We start from the raw sequence: 20,032 nt of genomic DNA on the forward strand, positions 1-20,032 counted from the left end.
CGTCATTTCCAATACCTCTGAAGCATACAGGAAATGCCTGTTATTTTATTATAATCTGACATCCTCACAGGGTCAAGCCGACATCTGACTGGCTATTTTTCAATAAAAAGCCCCAGAGATTTCCAGTCATTTACTGTTTCATTTCTGAGCTTCAGATCATAGGGTAAAAGTTCTACCGGCAGATCATTTTTGATACAGGTTCCGATCAGCGGAATGATCCATCTGTTATCATCCGAAATCTCCGCTCCATTTGCAAAATGATCAAAGCAACAGCTCCCGTCTCCCTGAACTTTTCCCGACATCATACGGATCGTATCAGCTCCGTTCAAATATGACAGATAAACTGTCTTATCTTCATCCTGAAAACTACCCGGCAGTTCTGTCTGCGCGATCGTAATTCCATTCTCATCCACAGTAGTTGTGTAATCAAAGATCCACCCAATATTTCCATCCCCATCTGTCAGACAAAACGTGTGGCTGCATGCGATCAGATTCCATACATCCCAATATTGCAGTTTCTCATCAGATGAATTTATCTTAACAGATAGAAAACGATAAGCCGGTGCGTCACAGCCTTTCGTTACTGCTGTGAGAGCATCCATTTTTCCAAGCGCATAGGAGATATCAAGGCTGTCCAGTCGATTACGCAATGCCTGATAGCAATCCATTTCTTCTCCATCCGTCATGCTTCCATAAACAGAACAGTAAATTCCATCATTTATCTTATTCTCTCTGACCTGATCTTCCCCAAAACTGCTGTCATCCGTCTGCCAGTCCACCTGTTCTTTAATAGAAATGGAGAAGCTGTGTTCCAGTGGTGGATGCGTCAGATTATACTTAAGAAGATCTGAAAAAGCACCATTATCATTATCTGTCAGATAACAGCCTCTTCCATCTTCCATAGGAATGGTCGTATAAGGAGTTACTGACGGAATATCATCAGGATCCTGATAAATGGCATAATTATTATTCCAGGATCTTATCTTTTCTCTGTTCCGGGAGAGAAAATCTTTTGAAAAGATCACTTCGTAATAACCATTGGAGTTCTGTGTGGAAGTCATCGCGCTGTCAGATTTCACCTCCGAAACGGACCCTTTGTGCCAGGTCAGGGTAAAGTCCTTCGTCTGATCCAGTTTCAGATTTTCGTTAAAAGTATCTCCTTTTTCGCGGCTTTGAATGATCAGATCTACAGCCCGGGTAAGATAAGCTTTCAGGACATATTCCGGAACTGAAGCTGAATCAGTATCTGTAGATTTGTAATTATTGCCACCGGCTGTATTTTTCGGAAAATCTTCCTTCAGCAGGAGCATGGTAAGAACTCCTTTATTTTCTGTTAAAGAATACCTTCCACTTTTGACAGCAAATCGCTTCAGACGTTCCTCCAGAATTTTTATGGATTCATTATATCCGACTACTGTAAATTTATCGTCCGGAGTCAGAGTCACCTGATACATGGTCTCCGCATTATATTCCAGCGGTGTATTTTTCCGGTAAAGAAAAACACCCAACAGCGTAAGTATCGCAAAGAGACAGAAAACACCACAGGCAAAAAACACCTTTTTTCTTTTTTGAGGTCTTTTTGCTGCTCTGCTGCCATCGCCTGCTTTCTTCACAGCCTGCTCTCTGCCCACGATCGCCAGCATTTCATCAATACTCTGCGGCCGGTCTTCTTTTTGCAGGGACAGTCCTCTCATCAGAATATCTTCCAGCTCAGGATCGATTTCTATCCCCAGATTGGAAGGCGCCTTCAGATTATCATCCAGAAGACGACTGTACGCTCCATCCGGTATCTTACCTGTAAGACAATACCATAAAGTAGCTGAAAGAGCATAAATATCTGTCGTCGTTCCCTGGTTTCCCTGAGAACTTACCTGCTCTATCGGACTGTAACCATCCTTCAGAGTACAGGTATATTCATCCCTTCCACATTCCCTTGCTGTCCCGAAATCAAAAAGTTTCAACCGCAGAGTCTGCGAAGGTCCACCGGAAAAATCCGTGCCTAGGACCATAAGATTGTCCGGAGCAATATCTCTGTGAATCAGACCACGCTTATGTATCAGGGAAAGCCCCGACAGGATTGGAAGAATCGCAGAAAAAAGCTGGTCTGCCGGAATTGGTCCATATCGCTTTACATATTCTTTTAAGGTTATTCCTTCCAGATATTCAAGTACAATATAACTGGTTTCATTTTCCTCAAAATAATCCAGAACTTTTACAATACTGTCACTCTTTAACGTGGCAAGAATTCTTCCTTCCCTGAGAAAAGTGTCTCTGGATTCTTTTATAAAAAGTTCCTTGATACAGACTTTAAGACCAATAGGCTCCTGGACTGCTTCATAGGCAAAGGCAAAACCGCCCTGTCCGATAAAACGAAGAATTCTGTATTTATTATTCAGTTTACTTCCGGGTTTCAGTTGCTGCATAATATTAGTTCCTTCTGTTTTCAGAAATTACTGCATCAGATTCATTTGTCCGATCATCCTGTTGATCGCTGATCTTTTGTCATCAGAACAGAGAACGGCAATCAAAAAACTGTCAAGACTGTCCTCTTCCGCGCTCTCATCCAGTACCTGAAATCTGCAGGCCTGAAGAATCTCATTCATTCGTCTTACTGTCAGGATCAGTCCCGGATCAGGAAGTTCTGCTTCACTTCCAAAGAATAAGATCATGAGTAAAAGAAGTGACCGGGAAATGCAGTCTCCCTGAAGAATCCTGTGCATAAAGCTGTACTCTTCCCAGTTCGGATCATTGGCATCCGAATCACTGAGGAGAATATAGGAATAAAATCGGTTCAGAAGTTCAAACAACTTATTAGGACTGATCTTCGCTGTGGCCAGACACTCTTTTATCTCTTCCTCGGACATATGAGCATGTCGATTCGGATCCATTTTGGAAATATTGCTGAGTGGAAGATCAAGATAAATGTTTCTTTTGATCCGTCGGTTTTTATCACTTGCCATATAATATTTGATCCTGGTATTCAGATAAAAAAGAAAATATTTGCAGATATAATATCTGGATTTTTCTCTGCCATCACAAAACATCCGTATGTTTTCACACATATAAGAAACAAATTCCTGATTCTCACCCAGTCTCCCGAGATCCTTTTCCACAGTAAGGGTTCGCTGAAGTGTATACATAGTCTCCGCATAAAAACAGGAATTCATCTGCACATAGTTTTCCATACGTGCAAGAGGAAACGCTGAATAGGAGCCATTGAACCCATTAATAAGAAATCCATCATAAGAACCACTGCTTTCAAATTCGCGGATCTGCACGATCAGACTGTACCAGTGATCAAAGGTCAGTTTTTTCTGAAAAGCATAGATCAGACTTGCCTCGATCAGATCCCGGGCATAGAGAACTTCCTCATTTTTTTCCTGTAATGCAGCGTTAAGCTCAGCAAGACTCCACTGATTGCAGAAGCCTTTGTAAATGATCCGGTAACGCAGGGGATAGCTGTCAATCTTCTTCTGGATCCCTTCAAGGGAATCCCGGTCCTGCAAGAAATCCTTCTGGATTTTTTCGAGGGATTCCAGGCACGCAAGAGCATCTTTTCCTTTGAGACCGATAATGATGTCATCAAATATTCTTTTTGTTTTCTTTCTCATATCCTGTTCCACCCCCTGATAGATCCACATACTTCTTCATGTTTATGCTTACCATTCCTTTTTTATTCCATCAATTTCAGCAGTTACTTTCTGCTGAATTTCCAGGGGAATGATTCCGCAGGCCAGCATTTTGAAATCTTCACGTACACTGTCAGCTGTTTCCTTCCCGGTCTGCAGAAATATACTTCTGGATTCTGTATCTTTATATTCACTTTCCTTTAGATGGATGATCAGAAAACATTCTCCGTGAGTCAGCTCATAAGAATAACAGCTCTGAAACAGTCTCTGGTTCAGATAATTCACATACCATTTAAGGGTTCGGATAGCTGCCTGCTCCGGATTGTAAGTGGTGATGGAAATTACATACTGGTAATAATCTCCACCTATTCTTTTTTCTACATACATAGAATTTCCCTTCCTGACGGTGAAAGCTTTTTACGAGGAAGTGCGTTTACTCATTAACTGTGTAGGTAAGGCTGTCCGGCATTTCCGTTAATTTCAGTTCCTGGCGCCCACTGTCAATCATGGACTGGCATAATGTCTCTGCATTTACATAGTTATTTTCTGTGAATCCATCATCTAATACGATAATTCCGGCTCCGTCAAGAGCTTTAAGATTTTCGTTTTTCTCAAGATTATTAAATGCGAGCACATATCTGATATAGTCACCTTCATCAGTAACTTCTTTTGTCATGAAATCGAAATTTTCAACCCCTGGATAAACCTGGCTGACATCAATACCCTGGATGCTTTCGAGAGTATAACCTGCAGATTTGTAAAAAAGAGTTTCATCATTTAACTGCACAAGCTTTTTGCTTCCACTTTCATAAAAGATCACTATATATTCCGGATGTTCTGCAGTGTCGTCAGTCTTAAATACACGGTGCTCTATTAACAGAGAATCCGTAGCCGGTGTTGCAATGGCAGTTTCTGATGTGCTACTGTCAGAAGTGACGTCAGAATTTGCTGAAGAATTCATGATCTGAGAAGCAGCTGAAGAATCTGCTTCATTGGAAGTGGAGGACGTTGAACTGGCAGTCTGACTGGAAGCCGCCATTCTTGTTCCTGTAAAATAACCGACCGACCGGCCGATCACCGTAGCAATTGCAATCACTGCAACAGCTTTTACCACATTAGATATCTTACTCATAGCTTATTTCTCCTTCTCTTCTGTAAATTTATTATGTATAAACAGTATAGTAAAATATTTCTGCATATTTTTGCGAAAAATATTTCTACCTGGATTATACCATAAGCTTAATTACCCCTGGATATAATTTTTGCCGGCCTCTGCTGCTGCAAAGACCGGCTTTTTATCATTTCCTCTGTAGCTGGAGTACATTGGAAATGCATGTTATTTTGAGAATTTTTTTTACAAGAATTATACGAGAACTTTCTCTACCGCATTTTTCCATCCGCTGTATTTCTGCTCTCTCTCGACCGCATTCATGGACGGGATAAACTGGTTGCGGTTTTTCACCTCAAAGATGCTTTCCATCTTGTAAAGTCCACAGCTTAATCCTGCCATCAGGCCAGCTCCGAACGCGGAAGATTCTTCACATCTTGGAAGGCTTACTGTTGTTCCCAGGATATCACTCTGGAACTTCATCAGATACTGGTTTCTTGTAGGGCCGCCGTCTACGCAGAGCTCTTTTACTGTCATTCCATCTTCTGCCTTCATCATCTCCACAATGTCTGTGATCTGATATGCGATGGATTCCAGCGCTGCTTTTACAACCTCTTTCTTTCCGGTTGTTCTGCTCATTCCGTAGATAATGGCTTTTGCGTCGGATTTCCAGTAAGGTGCTCCCAGACCGGAAAATGCAGGAACCAGATAAGTAGTATCATTCTTATTCGCCTGCTCTGACATTTCCTGAGTCTCACCTGGAGAAGTGATCAGTCCCATGTCATCTTTCAGCCATGTGATCACTGCACCTGTGTAGTTGATGTTTCCTTCCAGAACATAAGTAATTTTGCCGTTAAGCCCCCATGCAAGAGAAGTTACAAGACCAAGATCTGACATGATCGGTTCTGTTCCTGCGTTCATCATAACAGAGGAACCTGTTCCGTATGTAGCCTTAACCATTCCCTTTTCGATGCAGCCCTGTCCGAACAAAGCACCCTGGGAATCTCCGATCACACCGCAGATTGGGATCGGTGCCTGGAAATATCCCTCGAAATCTGTCATTCCGTACTCTCTGCTGGAATCACATACTTCCGGAAGCTGCTCTACGTTGATGCCGAACCAGGTACAGATCTCTTTATCCTATTTCAGGTTATGGATATTGAAAAGCTGGGTTCTGGATGCATTGGAGTAATCCGTTGCATAAACCTCGCCTTTTATCAGTTTAAACAGAAGCCAGGTGTCGATGGTTCCCAGGCAGAGATCGTTGTCTCTTTTTGCCTGTTTTACTTCCTCCACATTCTCCTGAAGCCATACAAACTTCGCTGCCGGAAAATACGGGGAAAGATGCATTCCTGTCTTCTGGCGGATGATCTCTGCCACACCGCCGTTTTTCTTCTGTTCACGGTCCGGGTCGATCATCACGTTTGTTTTGATACGCTCACAGATCTCGGAAGCTCTAGAGCACTGCCATACAATGGCAGGTGCCAGAGATGCAGATCCTCTGGAGTCACTGCAGAGAACAACGATATCTTTATCGGTTTCCGCTTCTTTTAAAAGTACGTCACAAATTGCTTTACGGTTTGGAATCTTATTCATAATTACAGCTGCTCCTTTCTCTTTCTCTCTTCAAAATCTTTCATGATCTGCTCATACTCTTCCTGGCTCGGTACGTGATGATGCCAAGCAGCCTTGTTCTCCATAACTGCAGAGCCTTTACCTTTAACAGTGTTTGCGATGAGGACTGTCGGCTGGCCTTTTGTCTGTTTTGCTTCCTCAAATGCTGCGTGGAGCTGCTCAATCTTTTATCTCTTTCCTTTACAAACCATACTCTTTATATAATTTCCTGCAAGCCTCCGCACTGTCTATAATTTTCCCAATCTCATCCATTCGGCCATCCGCAATCAGACGATTGATCAGCATTCTCATCCGCGCTTCGCCAATGGCCTCACCCTCAGCTTTTCCTTCCGCTTTACCTTCTGCCTTTCCAATAATTTTTCCACGCGCTTCTCCTAACTCAAGTAATCGTTCCGATTCCAACTGTAAAACCTTTCCGCCCATAACTTCATCCACTCCTTTCCTGATTTTTTCTTCTTTCCGGAAAATATAATCGGATATCCTTACGATTAGTCTATTCAAATCTGTATATAATTCTGACCTTCCCGCCATCGAAAGCTCTTTCTCCAGATTTACCCGGATATCCTCGTACTCACTCAACAATTCCTGTAACTTCTCTGTATTTTCTCCTATCGTATGCGCTGACTCTTCATATCTCATCACATAAAACGGCAGCAACATCAGTAAATTCTTCTCAAAAATGCTATCCTTCGTATAACGCTCCACCTTCACCGTCGGAACCCGATATACACACACCTGCCCATCCGGAAGCTTTAGCTCCACTTCCTCAACATCCGGCGTATTCTTCGTAGTTCTCAAATAAATCACACAGGACCTGGGAAACTCCACAAAAAATCTCCGTCCAACCCTCCGCCTGCTCTCCAGCGCAATAGCAAGATCATACTCAAACATCCGGATTGCCATCGTAGCATCATCTGTACTCTGACACTCAATATGATACACCTTATCCCCGATCAAAAGCCGGGCATCCGTGATCAATTCCCCTTCCTCCAGCTGATGCTCATTCCGAAGATGCACGATCTTCACATCCTCCGGATACGAAGTATGGAACACCTCGTTGATAAGCGGAACAAGCAAGTACGTCATCTTCTCCACCATCGTCCGGAAAACGTCATCGAATATAGTATTGTTGTTCATTAACACTCCTATCGGTATATATGAATTATACCACACAAACAAAACATGAAAACGCCATAAACCGGCCTTTCATAAATTCACAGAAACAAAAATGGAAAATGCTTCAGAATACGAAGCTCCAAGAATGTCCATACAGACAAAAGATCTTATAAGATATAACAACCATATCACATACTATAAAAAAAATCACTCAGATTTCATCCAAAAATCCCACTATAATTCGACAAACAGACAGCAGAACCCCTCGATTTACTTCGTCAGACAGCCGGAAATTTTTTCGCTTTTCAAAGCTGAGGAAATTGCGAGGAGGGGAAGCATTCGTAGTTGCGAAAGGCCATTTCCCCTCCTCGCGCTCCTCCCCTCCGGCCACGCAAATTACTGTAGGTTGTGGAGATGTGTTCAGATACTGGCGGGGCGATGGATGCTGCGGTATTGGATATGAAACGCTGTGCCGATCTATTCCTATTCTCCACAACTTTTTCCAGTCACTCACTTACTCCCATCAGGTCACAAGGAACCCCAACCTTTCCTCCCTGCCGTCCAGCGCAGCGACAACGATCCCAAACATCTCCCGTTAAACCACAAGCAAACTCAGCCTTTCCTCCCTGCCGTCCAGCGCAGCGACGACGACCCCAAACACCTACCGGCAAACCACAAGCAAACTCAGCCTTTCCTCCCTGCCGTCCAGCGCAGCGACGACGACCCCAAACACCTACCGTTAAACCACAAGCAAACTCAGCCTCTCCTACCAACCGTCCAGCGCAGCGCTGACGGCTCATCCAACTCCCGAGCAGCCCCACACACACTACCGCCATGAAAAGCCAGCCCGTGAGGCGTGTGCTGCCTGTCGACGGACTCTGCAGGAGGGGAGCTGATTCTTGGCTGGCGGAAATCTGCGTTGCTTCAAAAATTCTCACTGTCTGAGCGGCTTCAGACGCGAGTTTGAGAATTTTTGAAGCGGTTTTAGCAGAATTCCGGCAGCCTAGAAGCCAGCCCCCGACGAAGCCCCGGCGACAGGCAGCACACGCCTCACGGGCGTCCCTTTCACGGGCGTCCCTTTCACGGTCCTCCCTTTCCCACAAAAAAAGAACAGGCCGGCACACACCGACCCGTTCACAAAAAACTGAATCCCAAAAATCAAAAAATCAGAAGCACTCCTTATAAATCTTATAAACCCTCTCCCGATCCAATTTCACAAAATTATTCGCCATCAATCTACCCTGGTTCTCCAGCACAGAATCCGTAAACTCCTCAAGCTCCTCCTCGGACACCCCATACTCATGCAGCGCCTTCTTAGGAATCATCACATTCAGAAGCTTCTCCAACTCCTCATAAACAACATCCACATCACATCCAAGGATTCCCGCCATAAATTTATTCAGGCGCGCAATCTCGCCATCACTCTTGATCTCCATATAGTTGTTGAGCACACCGGTAAACATTGCATAATTGGACTCACCATGAGCCACATGATACTTAGCCCCCAGCGGATAACTCAAAGCATGCACAGCCGCACACCCCGCATTACCAAACGCAATACCCGCATAATTAGCCGCCATCAGAAAATCCTTCATCAACGGAATCCGGGCCTCCTGACCATGATCCCTGATCTCCATATAACCCTTCAGGATCATCTCGATCGCCTTATACCCAAACATCCTTGTAGTCTCATTCCCCTTAGGAGAAAGACTGGACTCCACAGAATGCACCAGCGCATCAATAGAACTCGTAGCAAAAAACTGGAACGGCAGATCCTCCAGAAGCTCCGGGATCAGCACAGCAGAATCCCCGTAAAGCTGCTCCACAGCAAGCCCTTTCTTCGTACCCTTCGCAGTCAGGGAAAGAATCGAAATATTCGTCACCTCAGAACCCGTACCACAGGTAGTCGGAACCAGCACCAGCTCCTTATTCTTCACGATCGGAAGCAGCCCGTCATAAAGATCCGTAACCGGAGAAATATTCTCCAGTGCAAACAACTTGGAAAGATCCAGAATGCTGCCGCCACCAACAGAAACCACACGCTTCGCATCCTTCGGCACATCCTTCCAGATTGCCTCAGCCATCACATCCGTAGGCTCGCCCTTACCATAATCCTCACGGAAGATCACATCACAGCCAAGCCCCAGCGGCTCAAAAAATTTCTTAAACAATCTCTTATTGGTAAAAAGCAGATCCCCTTTACCAAGTTTAAATTCCTCCGCAAACTGCCGGCAATTATCAAAACTGTAAATCGTCGGTCTGATCATCAGTTCCTGCATAGTTTTTCCTCCTGTCAGCCCCGCATTTCGCAGAAGCTCTTTTTATAAAATTTTATTATAATATAATAACACTGGCAGACAGCCCTCTGCAATCCGCATTACCACCCGCCTCCTGCCAAACAGATCAAACGCCAAAACAGGCTTTTACATTCTACTTTGCCACCGGCATACGATCCCTTCACAAGTCAGGCAGATATTTGCAGCTCCGCAGAGGACTTTCCTGATCCAATCAGTTTTCAACATCCATGCGTCAGGAGCGTACCATACATCTCCGGTCTTCGATCCCGGAAAACACCCCACTCCCGTCTCTTCTGTGCGATGGCATCCAGATCAAACTCCGCAGTGATCACACCCTGTTTCTCCATTTCTGCAGTCTCTGACATATTACAGTTGAAACTTTCTTTTCACTGCATCCACCAGAAAATCCGCAGTACCTTCCACGCCAAGAAAACTGCTGTCCACCAGAATACTCTTGTGGTTCTTGTCATCCGGGTGATATCCCGCATACTGCATATGATAGGAATCACGGGCCTCATCAACAGCCACGATCATTTTTCTGGCCTCTTCAACCTCAATGTTCAGATCCTTCACACAATGCTCCACACGAACCTCATATGGTGCATAAATGTAAATATGCATGGCATTTTCCATCTCTTCCAGAGTAAAATCCGCACACCTTCCGACAATAACACATGTCTCTTTTTCCGCAAGAAATTTAATGATATTCTGCTGCGCCTCAAAAATCTTATCCTGTGTATTGCTGGTTCCTTTTCCAAGAGGAAACATCATTCTTGCAAAAGGACTGGCCTTGACTTTTTTCGCTGTCTCCTCCACTTCATCCACAACAGACACCGGAAGGTTCAGCTTCTTTGCAGCCTGATCCACAATATCCCTGTCATAATATTCAATCCCCAGTTTTTCCGCCATCTTTTTTGCGATCGGACGACCCATGCTGCCAAACTGTCTGGTGATCGTAACTACGTATTTACTTTTTCCCATATAATTTCCTCCCGAATTAAAGGATACATTCCAGGTTCATGTTTTTAATGTTCATACCATCCGACGATTCCCGGATTCAGATTGATATTGATCTGCTTGATCTCCTGATACTCCTCAAGGCCCTGAACACCCAGGTCACGGCCGATTCCGGATTTTTTGTAACCGCCCCACGGAGCCTCGTTAAATGCCGGGTTATAACAGTTGATCCAGGTAATACCTGCGCGGATCTCTTTGATCACCCGAAGCGCTCTGGAACCATCGGCGGTAAATACTGCTCCAGCCAGACCATACTCCGTATCGTTTGCCATGTCAATGGCCTCTTGCTCTGTCTTAAACGTCTGAATAGTCACAACCGGTCCAAAAATCTCCTCCCGGACAATGGTCATATCCGAAGTACAGTTATCAAACACCGTCGGTCTTACATAAAAGCCTTTCGCACACTCCCCTTCTGTGTAACGCTCGCCGCCGCACACAAGCGTAGCACCTTCCTCAACGCCCTTTTTAATATATCCAAGAACTTTATTCATATGGCTCTCAGAAACCAGCGGGCCCATATCCGGATTCTCCATAGGATCTCCAATAGTGATGGCATTTGCTTTCTTTGCAAGACGTTTCACAAATTCATCCTTGATACTTTCCTCGATGATAATCCTGGAACCTGCGGAGCACACCTCGCCCTGATTCAGGAAAATACCGATCATGGCCCATTCCACTGCGCCGTCCAGATCCGCATCTGCAAAGATCACATTGGGTGACTTTCCGCCAAGCTCAAGGCCGATCTTTTTTACATTGTCTGCTGCCGCACGCATGATGCTCTGTCCCACTTCCGTGCTTCCGGTAAAAGTAACCATATCCACATCTTTGCTCTCCGCGATCCGGTTTCCTGTAATTCCGCCAGGGCCAAGGATCAGGTTCACGCTGCCCTTGGGCATTCCGATCTTCTCAAAAATCCCAAACAGTTTCACACAGGAAAGCACACAGTTGGAACTTGGTTTAAACACCACACTGTTACCGGCTGCCAGTGCAGGAGCCAGTTTCCACACACCCATCAGCAGCGGATAGTTCCAGGGAGTGATCAGTCCGCACACGCCAACCGGCTCATGAACGGTATAGGAATGCATTTTTCCAAAACCTTCATTTACTTCATAAACACCGCCCTGTGGCATTTTTAAGAGTCCTGCATAATAGCGGAAACAGTGAACTGCATCATCCACATCAGCCTCTGCCTCTCTTAAGGGTTTTCCATGATCCATGCAGTCCAGCTTCGCAAAATCCTCTTTTTCCGCATCAATAGCATCTGCGATCTGAAGAAGGATATCCGCCCTTGTCTGGGAATCCATATCACGCCATTCCCTTGTCACATAAAAAGATTTTTTTGCCGCCGCAATGGCTTTATCTACATCCTCCACATTTCCTTCCGTTACCATGGCAAGAACCTCACCATTTGAAGGATTTAATGTAGGAACTGATTTTCCTGTACTGCCTTCTACCCATTCACCATCAATAAACATTTTCTGAAGTTCCATAAGCGTCCTCCTTTTATTTTCTTAACCCGTTCAAATAATCTTCCCATTCAATCTTCTGACTCCCACGATCATCGGATCTTTTCACCTTCAAAATAATTTGCTTCCACCTTCATCCCCCGGATCTCTTCCTTATCCACTTCAAAAAGATCTCCGCTGAGAACAATGATATCTGCCATTTTTCCCGGCTCCAGGGTTCCCATGGAATCCTCCACATGATAAACACGGGCCGCGCCGGAAGTGTAAGCTTTTAGCGTATCTGCCATGGAGATTTTTTCCCAGGGGTTGGTGGATGTCAGTTTTCCGTCATCATCTCTTCTTGTAACTGCCGCATAGATTGTTGTAAAAGGATCTATAGTCACAACCGGATAATCGGTTCCAAGTGCCAGCGCGCCTTCATGCTCCAGCAAAGTCCGAAACGGCCACTGAAGCCTTGCCCGTTTTTCTCCGATCTGGTTCACCTTTCCATTTGCCGCAAGTGTTACATGATACGGCTGGACTGAAGGAATCACATCAAGCTCCGCAAAACGATCCAGGTCATCGGGATGGATGTTTTCGATATGCTCGATCGTATTTCGAAGACCATGCTCCCCGTTCACTTCCGCAGATTTTTCAAAAAGATCCAGCGCCATCCGCACGGAACCATCTGCAATACAATGAAGTCTTACCTGGATCCCTGCCTTGTTCGCCGCAATGATCTCTTTCTTCATTTTCCGCTCCGGCCATAACGGAAGTCCCTCGCCACAGGTCTCCGGCTTATCGATATAAGGCTCCAAAAGAAGTCCTGTGTAAGTCTCCGTCACGCCATCAATAAAACCCTTTACCCCCGCAATGTGAAAATGCGGGGAATCAAAATGCTTCTGAAATTTAAAATACTTCGAAAATTCCGTATACCCGAAAAGTTTCATGTAGGAAAAGATCTGTGCCTTAAGCCCTTCTTCCTCGTCCAGTTTTTTCAGGATATCATATTTTTTCATGGTTTCTTCGGTGTAATCATCGGCAAACATTTCACTTGCCGCGGCAATTCCGTAGTCAGCCAGAACATCCTGGAAATTCCGGTGGATCTCAAGCATCTCTTCCTCCGAAAATTCCATATATTTTTTCTGGGCCGGTTCACACGCTGCCGGTTCCAGAAGAAGGCCGCTTAATTCACCATTTTCAAACTTTACATTTACACCGTTATCCATTTTCCGGTCCGGATCGATCCCTGCCTCTTCCAGTGCTCTGGAATTCAGCCACATGCTGTGGCAGTCCGCACAGAAAAGATACACCGGCCTGTCGGGAATGGCCTCATCCAGAAGTCTTTTATCCGGAAGTGGCTCATCTCCCCAGTTGGTGATAAACCATCCGGAACCTCGAATTCTTTTGTAATCCGGATGTGCATCTGCAAATTCCTTAATGATCTTCACACATTCCGCCTGAGAACATCCTTTTCCCAGATCCGAACACACATATCTGCTGCCATCAATGGCTCCGGAAAAAAGATGGGTATGTGCATCCAGAAAAGAAGACATGATCATTTTTTCTCCGTAATCGTAAAGAGGCCAGTCTGCATAATCCTTATCTCTCTGGAAATCCCAGGGAAGAACTGCCTGAATCTTTTTGTCCACTACTGCGATGGCTGCCGGTCTGGGGAAATCTTCAAGACCTGTAAAAACAGCTTTACTTCTCAGAATAAATTTTCCCATAAGCCATACCTCCTACATCACAAAACCACAGATCAGAAATCCCACAACAGAAAGTACACTTGCAATGATTACATATGGAAGCTGTGTCAGCGCATGTTCCATATTGTCAATTCCTGCACTCTGGGAGGAAAGAAGTGTCGCATCTGTATAGAAGCAGGCATGGCTTCCAAATGCACCACCGGAAATGATCGCTGCCATAATAAGGATCGGATTTGCGCTGATGGCTGCACCAAGTGGAAATACGATAGGTGCAACTACCGCGCTCATGCCCCAGAGAGAACCGGTAGTAAAGGTAAGTGCCGCAACCAGAACAAAAGCGATTGCCGGGAAAACCGGGCCCCAGAGAAGCGGTTTTGCAACAGAAATAATAAAATCTGTCATTCCCATTCCCTCCGTTACTTTCTGAAGTACAAAGGCAATGACCAGAAGGATCAGAATCGGAAGCATATCTGCAAAACCACGGACAACCAGATTAAAGAAATCATCCAGCGCAACCACTTTCTGCGGTACATAAAGCACGAAACAAACGATCAGGGAAACCACAACAGCCAGAAGCAGGTTGCTTGTCGCAATAGCAATGGCAACCAACACACCCATGGGAATCACGAAATTCCAGATGTTACCTTCTTCCTCATAACCTTTTCTGTCATCGTGGTTATATTTTCTGCTGGCATCGCTGTAAACCTTGCCAGTCTCCTCCACACGTTTATAGGCTTTTTTCATAGCACCAAGCTTTGGCATCACACCCAGCGCAAAGAGGAAAACAATAGCAATGGTAAGGATCGGATAAAAGCAATAGGGGATCGCACGGATATAAGCCTGAATACCGGTTTTAAATCCCAGCGCCTTCACACTTGCCTGGTCAATAAAAAGACTTGCGTAAAAAACAGCCCATGTAGAAAACGGAAGCAGTACACACACCGGAGCACCTGTGGCATCCAGCATATACGCCAGCGCCTCCCTGGGGATCTTACGTTTGTCACAGACACCCTTCATACAGACACCAATGGAAAGCACATTCAGATAATCATCCACAAAGATCAGGATACCCATAACAAAAGTAGTAAGAAGAGTTTTCCTCTCCGTGTTACAGAATTTTGAAACCAGTTTCTGGAAACCAAAAGTACCCTTCGACTCCTGAAGAAGTGCGATCAGACTGCCAAAAAGGCCACACACAAGAACGATCCACACATTTTCGGCAAGCACATCCTGGATCAACGTACACCACTGAGGCAGAAAATCCTTCCTATACATGAATATGGCCGCCACCAGAGAACCTCCGATCAGAAACTCCACACATCTCCTGGTTGCGATAGCACCGACGATAATAACCAGAAGAATAAAAATTGCAATCAGTCCAGTATTCATTTTTTTCTCCCCTTTCCCTCTGTGAACCAGAAAGAGGCATACCCGTTTAACGGATATGCCCCTTTGCATCAACAGACTTTTTCGTGAAACAAAAAATGGCGTATTCATTGCGCTTCCGCAATCAATACACCATCGTACGTTTCGTGTTTTTTATTATTTTGTTACTGATATACTATTATTTTTCACACTCTGATACAATGCTTAATTTCGGTAGTTAAATTAATGTTTTTTAAGTATATATACTTGATTTTAAGTATATGTGATAGTATACTAACTTCAAATGAAATCAGTACTCACAAATCTGGAAAACCAGTAAGATTTATCCAAAAATAAGACAAACATTACGGTTACAATCCACTGCATATCCATAACCCTGATCTCTTTGTAACTAAAAAACAGCAACCACTGTACCAAAAAAAGGAGAAAAACCATGGAAAAAAACACCTTTCTTATGATCAACGACATGATCTACGATCTCTATTCCTGCACCAGCCTTAACGAAATCAAAGCAAAATTCCTGCTCCGCCTGAAAATGGTCATCCCCTACAGCTACGCCAGCATCCTCCTCCACGAAACCACCGAAGATCCGGACACCATCCGCCTCACCACCCCAATCTGCATCCCCGAAGCCTTCACTGAAGCAGAAAACGAATACATGAATGTCGCAGACGAAGACCACCTCCTCTGGCTCCTCCACTCCCGGGAACCCCGCCTCGTCCGCGAAAGCGATCTCCTGGAAGACCAGCAGCGCCTCAACTCCCCCCTCTACGTCCACTGCTACCGCAAATACAACATCTTCGACTCCATGCAATACGCCAGTGTCTACCAGCAGGAACTCCTGGGAATCCTCACCCTCTTCCGCACCGAAAAAGACGGCCCTTTCACCAATGAAGACATGTTCTACCTCCAGGCCATCGGCATGCACTTAAACGCCGTCCTCTACCAGATTACCCACAGCCTGCCCCAGACCAACGACCTCAAACAAACCCTCGCCCGCCTGAAAAACACCTGCCACCTCACAAACCGCGAACTCCAGATTGCCGAACAGATCTACCAGTACCGCAACAACGACGAAATCGCAGGGTCTCTCGGCATCCGCGAAAACACCCTACAGAAACACCTGCAGAACATCTTCCGAAAAACCAACGTAACCTCCCGCTGGGAACTCCTGAGATTCCGTATGCGATAAAAGCCGTCCAGCGCAGCGCTGATGGCTCATCCAACTCCCGGGAAACCACTCAACCATTCCTCCTGAACCACACTACCACTTCACCACTCTCCCATCCCGCCCGGAAAAGCCAGCCCGTGAGGCGTGTGCTGCCTGTCGCCGGACTCTGCAGGAGGGGAGCGCTTCTTAGGCGGTGGGAATCTGCGTTGTTTTTCAAAAGTTCGCTGTTTGAGCGAAGCGAGTTCGGACTTTTGGAAAACGGTTTTAGCAGATTTCCAGCGTCTTAGAAGCCAGCCCCCGACGAAGCCCCGGCGACAGGCAGCACACGCCTCACGGGCGTCCCTTATCCGCCCCACACCCCCACACAAAAAAAGACTCCGCAGCCACCCAATCCCGGGTCAGCCACGAAGCCTTCATTTTTATATGTATATCTATCTCACATGCTCATCTATGTCTGTCACAACTGGTTTCCGTATCAATCCCTCAACCCATTCTGCTCAAAATCCCTGAACAGACTGGCCTCACCATCATCCGCAAACGCATTTGCATCTCCCTGATCAGAACCATCCTGTCCACCTTCGATACTTTCATCCTGAGAATCCTGGGAATCCTGACTATCCTGTGCCGCACTCTCCTCAGAGCTATCCTTACTAGCACTATCATCCTTACCAAGTTTCACAGTAAGCGTCTTCTCCTTATATTCATTACCATCCAGAACCGCAACCGTCACATCAATCTTTTCCTTCGGCTCATAATACTGAAGCAGCTCAACCAGCTGATCAATACTGGTAATGGTCTTACCATCAAACTCCGTAATAACCATATTCTTGGTAATACCCGCATCATCAGCCGGGCCACCCTCAGTCACCTCAGAAACAAACACACCCTGCGGAATACCATAAATCTGAACAGCCTCATCACTGACCGTGCTGCCTGTGATACCAAGAATACCATGATTATCCACTTTATCCCTTGCCTTGGCATTCATCATATTCTCAAGAGAATCCGCAACATCAGAGATTGCAATGGCATAACCCATACCCTCAACCTCCGTAGAAGCAAGTTTGGAAGAGTTGATACCAACAACCTCACCATCCATATTCAGAAGCGCACCACCACTGTTACCAGGGTTAATAGCCGCATCCGTCTGGATCAGATTCACACCCTTATTGATACTGCTGCTGTTATCTGTAGAATCACTGGACTCAATCTGACCTGAAGAATCTGTCTTACGGTTCTTTGCACTGACAATACCAGTAGTAACAGACTGGCCATAACCAAGTGCATTACCAATAGCAACAACCTGCTCACCAATCTTCAGATCATCAGAACTTCCGATCTTTGCAACAGAAATCGCATCCATCGTGTCATTAGAAACATCTTTGGTTGCAACAGACACAACCGCAAGATCCTCGTTCTCATCAAAGCCTTTTACAGTAGCCTCATAAGCACTTCCATCTGCAAAAGCAACGGATAAAGTATCCGCACCATCTACAACATGATAGTTTGTTGCGATCAGCAGCTCAGAATCTGTTTTTCCGATGATAATACCGGAACCACTGCCCTGAACTTCCTGCTCCTGGCTTGGCGCATACTGGGAGCCAAACATGCTGTAATAATTCTGAACCTCCTGAACAGACTTGGTTGTGATCGCAACTACAGAAGGCATTGCCTCCTCAGCAACCTCGGATACATCAAGACTTCCCTTGGTATCGGAAGATTTTGTATCTGTTGTATCTTCGGTACTCTTATCTGACTTTTTATCAGATTTCATAAGTGTCAGCTTCTCGGAACTATCTGTAGCTGCCTGTACAGACTGTGCTCCTGTAAAATAATCCACACCTTCATATGCACCAACACCAATGCCACCTGCAAGTACTGCACACAGGCTGATGGTTGCACCTTTTTTCATCATTTTCTTTATTTTTAATTTTCTGTTGTTATTCATGATTAAGTCCCTCCCTGGAAAAAAATTTCTTCTCTGTTTCCTTTTGATGCTTCAAAGTATAGATTTTAATTGTGTTTACTTTGTGGGAAAAATGTGTTTTATTTGTTAAAACTTTTCACGGCCATCACAATTACAAACCATGCAACCTCAAGAAGAACGATCATTCCACCTGGTTTCAGTCCCGCATAATAAGAAAGAAACAGACCAATAACCGTAGTACATACCGCCACAGCAATGGCACACACCAACGTGCCTTTATAACTTTTCGCCATCTGCATCCCGCATGCCACCGGAACCACCAGCATGGAAGAAACGATCAGCGTTCCTACCGTACGGGACGCAATGGAAACGGTCAGCGCCGTCAAAATGGTAAAAAGAAAATTAATATTCCGCACGGAAACGCCGGAAATCCTTGCCGCATTTTCATCAAATCCAATATAAAACAGTTCTCTGTAAAAAAACAGCACCGCTGCCAGAACCAGCACGCTGATCACAACTACCAATGCCAGCTCTCCTTCACTGATGGACACAATACTTCCAAATAAAAAGCTGTTCAGGCTTGCGCCGTTTTCCACAAAACCGGACAGCACACCTGCCAGTCCGATCCCGGCGGACATGACGATGGAAATTGCAACTTCAGAATACCGTGGGATTTTTTTACGGATCGCTTCAATTCCAAGGGCTGCCACAATACACATCACTACCGCACCGGCTACCGGATTCACTCCCAGGATCAGTCCCAGCACAACACCGGCCAGAGAAGAATGGGAAAGCGCATCTCCGATCATGGACATCCGTTTCAGAACAATGGTGATCCCGATACAGGGCGTGATCACAGCCAGAAGGATTCCCACGAGAAAAGCCCTCTGCATAAATCCATACTGTAAAATACTCATACCTCGTCAATCCTCCCCTCTTCTGCCTTGAAGAACCGATTGGCCCCTTTGAATTCACCGGAATTTCCGTGAGTGACCATAAGAATGGTCAGCCCCTGTTCCTCATTCCTCTTTTGCAGGACTTTTGCAAGTGCTTTCACGGAAACTGTATCCATACCTGTGGTGGGCTCATCCAGGATCAGGATCTTCGGATTTCCCACCAGTGCACGTGCCAGCATAACTCTCTGCTGCTGCCCGCCGGAAAGATCTCCGATCCTTCTTTTCCAGAACTCTTCCATTTCCATCTCCGCAAGTGCGGCTTTCAGACGTGGAATCTCTTTTTTCACCTGAAAACGTGCTTTCCATGAAGAGGAATACACGCCTGTCATCATGATTTCCTCTACCGTGGCCGGGAAATTCTGATTTCTGCTGATACTGTTCTGCGGAACATATCCCAGATCTCCCTTTCCAAATGTGGCAGAAATATCTTTTCCATTTACGGTAATGCTTCCTTCCTGGGCTTTCAGCTCACCCAGAAGAAGCTTCAGAAACGTACTTTTTCCACTTCCGTTTTCACCGGTAAGAATGACATAATCACCATCCTTTACTTCCAGGTTCACCTGCTCCAGCACTGGCGTTCCTGTGTAGTAAAACGAAAGATTTTCTATCAAAATTCCCATAATTTCTCCTTTTATC

17 protein-coding genes and 1 pseudogene are annotated in these 20,032 nt (G+C 45.4%); 1 reads left to right on the forward strand and 17 read right to left on the reverse strand.

The window, feature by feature from the left end:
- Positions 1 to 92 precede the first annotated feature (92 nt).
- From AC04Q6_RS07380 to AC04Q6_RS07445, 14 genes and pseudogenes are all read right to left on the reverse strand, one after another.
- A complete protein-coding gene (locus AC04Q6_RS07380) occupies positions 93 to 2,423 on the reverse strand; it encodes a serine/threonine protein kinase (protein ID WP_118071504.1) in 2,331 nt (776 codons plus the stop codon).
- A gap of 27 nt (positions 2,424 to 2,450) precedes the next feature.
- Positions 2,451 to 3,611, reverse strand: coding sequence for a hypothetical protein (locus AC04Q6_RS07385; protein WP_147344030.1), 1,161 nt, complete (start codon positions 3,609 to 3,611; stop codon positions 2,451 to 2,453).
- 48 nt (positions 3,612 to 3,659) lie between these two features.
- A complete protein-coding gene (locus AC04Q6_RS07390; RefSeq protein WP_021976067.1) occupies positions 3,660 to 4,016 on the reverse strand; it encodes a hypothetical protein in 357 nt (118 codons plus the stop codon).
- Between the two features lie 46 nt (positions 4,017 to 4,062).
- Positions 4,063 to 4,761, reverse strand: a complete 699-nt coding sequence (locus AC04Q6_RS07395; RefSeq protein WP_119248060.1) for a hypothetical protein — start codon at positions 4,759 to 4,761, stop codon at positions 4,063 to 4,065.
- A gap of 231 nt (positions 4,762 to 4,992) precedes the next feature.
- Positions 4,993 to 5,799 (reverse strand): FGGY-family carbohydrate kinase, encoded by an 807-nt coding sequence (locus tag AC04Q6_RS07400; RefSeq protein ID WP_118071507.1) that lies wholly within the window; start codon positions 5,797 to 5,799, stop codon positions 4,993 to 4,995.
- A 78-nt stretch (positions 5,800 to 5,877) separates the two neighbouring features.
- Positions 5,878 to 6,333, reverse strand: a complete 456-nt coding sequence (locus tag AC04Q6_RS07405) for an FGGY family carbohydrate kinase (protein ID WP_118071508.1) — start codon at positions 6,331 to 6,333, stop codon at positions 5,878 to 5,880.
- A gap of 2 nt (positions 6,334 to 6,335) precedes the next feature.
- Positions 6,336 to 6,536 (reverse strand): annotated as a pseudogene (locus AC04Q6_RS07410) (transketolase); the annotation flags it as partial.
- A 16-nt stretch (positions 6,537 to 6,552) separates the two neighbouring features.
- A complete protein-coding gene (locus tag AC04Q6_RS07415; RefSeq protein WP_118071509.1) occupies positions 6,553 to 7,509 on the reverse strand; it encodes an RpnC/YadD family protein in 957 nt (318 codons plus the stop codon).
- Positions 7,510 to 8,654: 1,145 nt separating this feature from the next.
- Positions 8,655 to 9,767, reverse strand: a complete 1,113-nt coding sequence (locus AC04Q6_RS07420) for a 4-hydroxybutyrate dehydrogenase (RefSeq protein WP_118062240.1) — start codon at positions 9,765 to 9,767, stop codon at positions 8,655 to 8,657.
- Between the two features lie 236 nt (positions 9,768 to 10,003).
- Positions 10,004 to 10,132 (reverse strand): hypothetical protein, encoded by a 129-nt coding sequence (locus AC04Q6_RS07425; RefSeq protein WP_255820980.1) that lies wholly within the window; start codon positions 10,130 to 10,132, stop codon positions 10,004 to 10,006.
- Positions 10,133 to 10,151: 19 nt separating this feature from the next.
- The gene (locus AC04Q6_RS07430) at positions 10,152 to 10,766 is read right to left on the reverse strand and encodes a cytidylate kinase-like family protein (RefSeq protein WP_021977391.1); all 615 of its coding nucleotides are present in this window, start codon (positions 10,764 to 10,766) and stop codon (positions 10,152 to 10,154) included.
- Between the two features lie 44 nt (positions 10,767 to 10,810).
- Complete coding sequence (locus tag AC04Q6_RS07435) at positions 10,811 to 12,292, reverse strand: aldehyde dehydrogenase family protein (RefSeq protein WP_118168488.1); 1,482 nt, start codon at positions 12,290 to 12,292, stop codon at positions 10,811 to 10,813.
- A 68-nt stretch (positions 12,293 to 12,360) separates the two neighbouring features.
- Positions 12,361 to 13,977, reverse strand: a complete 1,617-nt coding sequence (locus AC04Q6_RS07440) for an amidohydrolase (protein WP_119248064.1) — start codon at positions 13,975 to 13,977, stop codon at positions 12,361 to 12,363.
- Positions 13,978 to 13,989: 12 nt separating this feature from the next.
- Positions 13,990 to 15,345 carry a Na+/H+ antiporter NhaC family protein gene (locus AC04Q6_RS07445; protein ID WP_118062245.1) on the reverse strand — a complete coding sequence of 452 codons (1,356 nt, stop codon included), beginning with the start codon at positions 15,343 to 15,345 and terminating at the stop codon, positions 13,990 to 13,992.
- Positions 15,346 to 15,775: 430 nt separating this feature from the next.
- Between AC04Q6_RS07445 and AC04Q6_RS07450 the strand changes: the two genes are divergently transcribed.
- Positions 15,776 to 16,534, forward strand: a complete 759-nt coding sequence (locus AC04Q6_RS07450) for a helix-turn-helix transcriptional regulator (protein ID WP_118168494.1) — start codon at positions 15,776 to 15,778, stop codon at positions 16,532 to 16,534.
- Positions 16,535 to 16,988: 454 nt separating this feature from the next.
- Here AC04Q6_RS07450 and AC04Q6_RS07455 read toward each other — a convergent pair whose 3' ends face one another.
- From AC04Q6_RS07455 to AC04Q6_RS07465, 3 genes are all read right to left on the reverse strand, one after another.
- Entirely contained in the window at positions 16,989 to 18,461 is a 1,473-nt protein-coding gene (locus tag AC04Q6_RS07455; RefSeq protein WP_118071516.1) for a S1C family serine protease, read from the reverse strand.
- A gap of 98 nt (positions 18,462 to 18,559) precedes the next feature.
- Entirely contained in the window at positions 18,560 to 19,357 is a 798-nt protein-coding gene (locus AC04Q6_RS07460; RefSeq protein ID WP_021977397.1) for a metal ABC transporter permease, read from the reverse strand.
- A complete protein-coding gene (locus tag AC04Q6_RS07465; protein ID WP_118071517.1) occupies positions 19,354 to 20,016 on the reverse strand; it encodes a metal ABC transporter ATP-binding protein in 663 nt (220 codons plus the stop codon). Before AC04Q6_RS07465 ends, AC04Q6_RS07460 begins: the two co-directional genes overlap by 4 nt.
- Between the last annotated feature and the right edge of the window lie 16 nt (positions 20,017 to 20,032).

This window comes from Blautia sp. HA9023 (assembly GCF_056504095.1).

Excerpts from the sequence above, each read along its gene's own strand:
- AC04Q6_RS07380 (WP_118071504.1), bottom strand. The coding sequence starts at position 2,423 with ATGCAGCAACTGAAACCCGGAAGTAAACTGAATAATAAATACAGAATT.
- AC04Q6_RS07385 (WP_147344030.1), bottom strand. The coding sequence starts at position 3,611 with ATGAGAAAGAAAACAAAAAGAATATTTGATGACATCATTATCGGTCTC.
- AC04Q6_RS07390 (WP_021976067.1), bottom strand. The coding sequence starts at position 4,016 with ATGTATGTAGAAAAAAGAATAGGTGGAGATTATTACCAGTATGTAATT.
- AC04Q6_RS07395 (WP_119248060.1), bottom strand. The coding sequence starts at position 4,761 with ATGAGTAAGATATCTAATGTGGTAAAAGCTGTTGCAGTGATTGCAATT.
- AC04Q6_RS07400 (WP_118071507.1), bottom strand. The coding sequence starts at position 5,799 with ATGACAGATTTCGAGGGATATTTCCAGGCACCGATCCCAATCTGCGGT.
- AC04Q6_RS07405 (WP_118071508.1), bottom strand. The coding sequence starts at position 6,333 with ATGAATAAGATTCCAAACCGTAAAGCAATTTGTGACGTACTTTTAAAA.
- AC04Q6_RS07415 (WP_118071509.1), bottom strand. The coding sequence starts at position 7,509 with ATGAACAACAATACTATATTCGATGACGTTTTCCGGACGATGGTGGAG.
- AC04Q6_RS07420 (WP_118062240.1), bottom strand. The coding sequence starts at position 9,767 with ATGCAGGAACTGATGATCAGACCGACGATTTACAGTTTTGATAATTGC.
- AC04Q6_RS07425 (WP_255820980.1), bottom strand. The coding sequence starts at position 10,132 with ATGGAGAAACAGGGTGTGATCACTGCGGAGTTTGATCTGGATGCCATC.
- AC04Q6_RS07430 (WP_021977391.1), bottom strand. The coding sequence starts at position 10,766 with ATGGGAAAAAGTAAATACGTAGTTACGATCACCAGACAGTTTGGCAGC.
- AC04Q6_RS07435 (WP_118168488.1), bottom strand. The coding sequence starts at position 12,292 with ATGGAACTTCAGAAAATGTTTATTGATGGTGAATGGGTAGAAGGCAGT.
- AC04Q6_RS07440 (WP_119248064.1), bottom strand. The coding sequence starts at position 13,977 with ATGGGAAAATTTATTCTGAGAAGTAAAGCTGTTTTTACAGGTCTTGAA.
- AC04Q6_RS07445 (WP_118062245.1), bottom strand. The coding sequence starts at position 15,345 with ATGAATACTGGACTGATTGCAATTTTTATTCTTCTGGTTATTATCGTC.
- AC04Q6_RS07450 (WP_118168494.1), top strand. The coding sequence starts at position 15,776 with ATGGAAAAAAACACCTTTCTTATGATCAACGACATGATCTACGATCTC.
- AC04Q6_RS07455 (WP_118071516.1), bottom strand. The coding sequence starts at position 18,461 with ATGAATAACAACAGAAAATTAAAAATAAAGAAAATGATGAAAAAAGGT.
- AC04Q6_RS07460 (WP_021977397.1), bottom strand. The coding sequence starts at position 19,357 with ATGAGTATTTTACAGTATGGATTTATGCAGAGGGCTTTTCTCGTGGGA.
- AC04Q6_RS07465 (WP_118071517.1), bottom strand. The coding sequence starts at position 20,016 with ATGGGAATTTTGATAGAAAATCTTTCGTTTTACTACACAGGAACGCCA.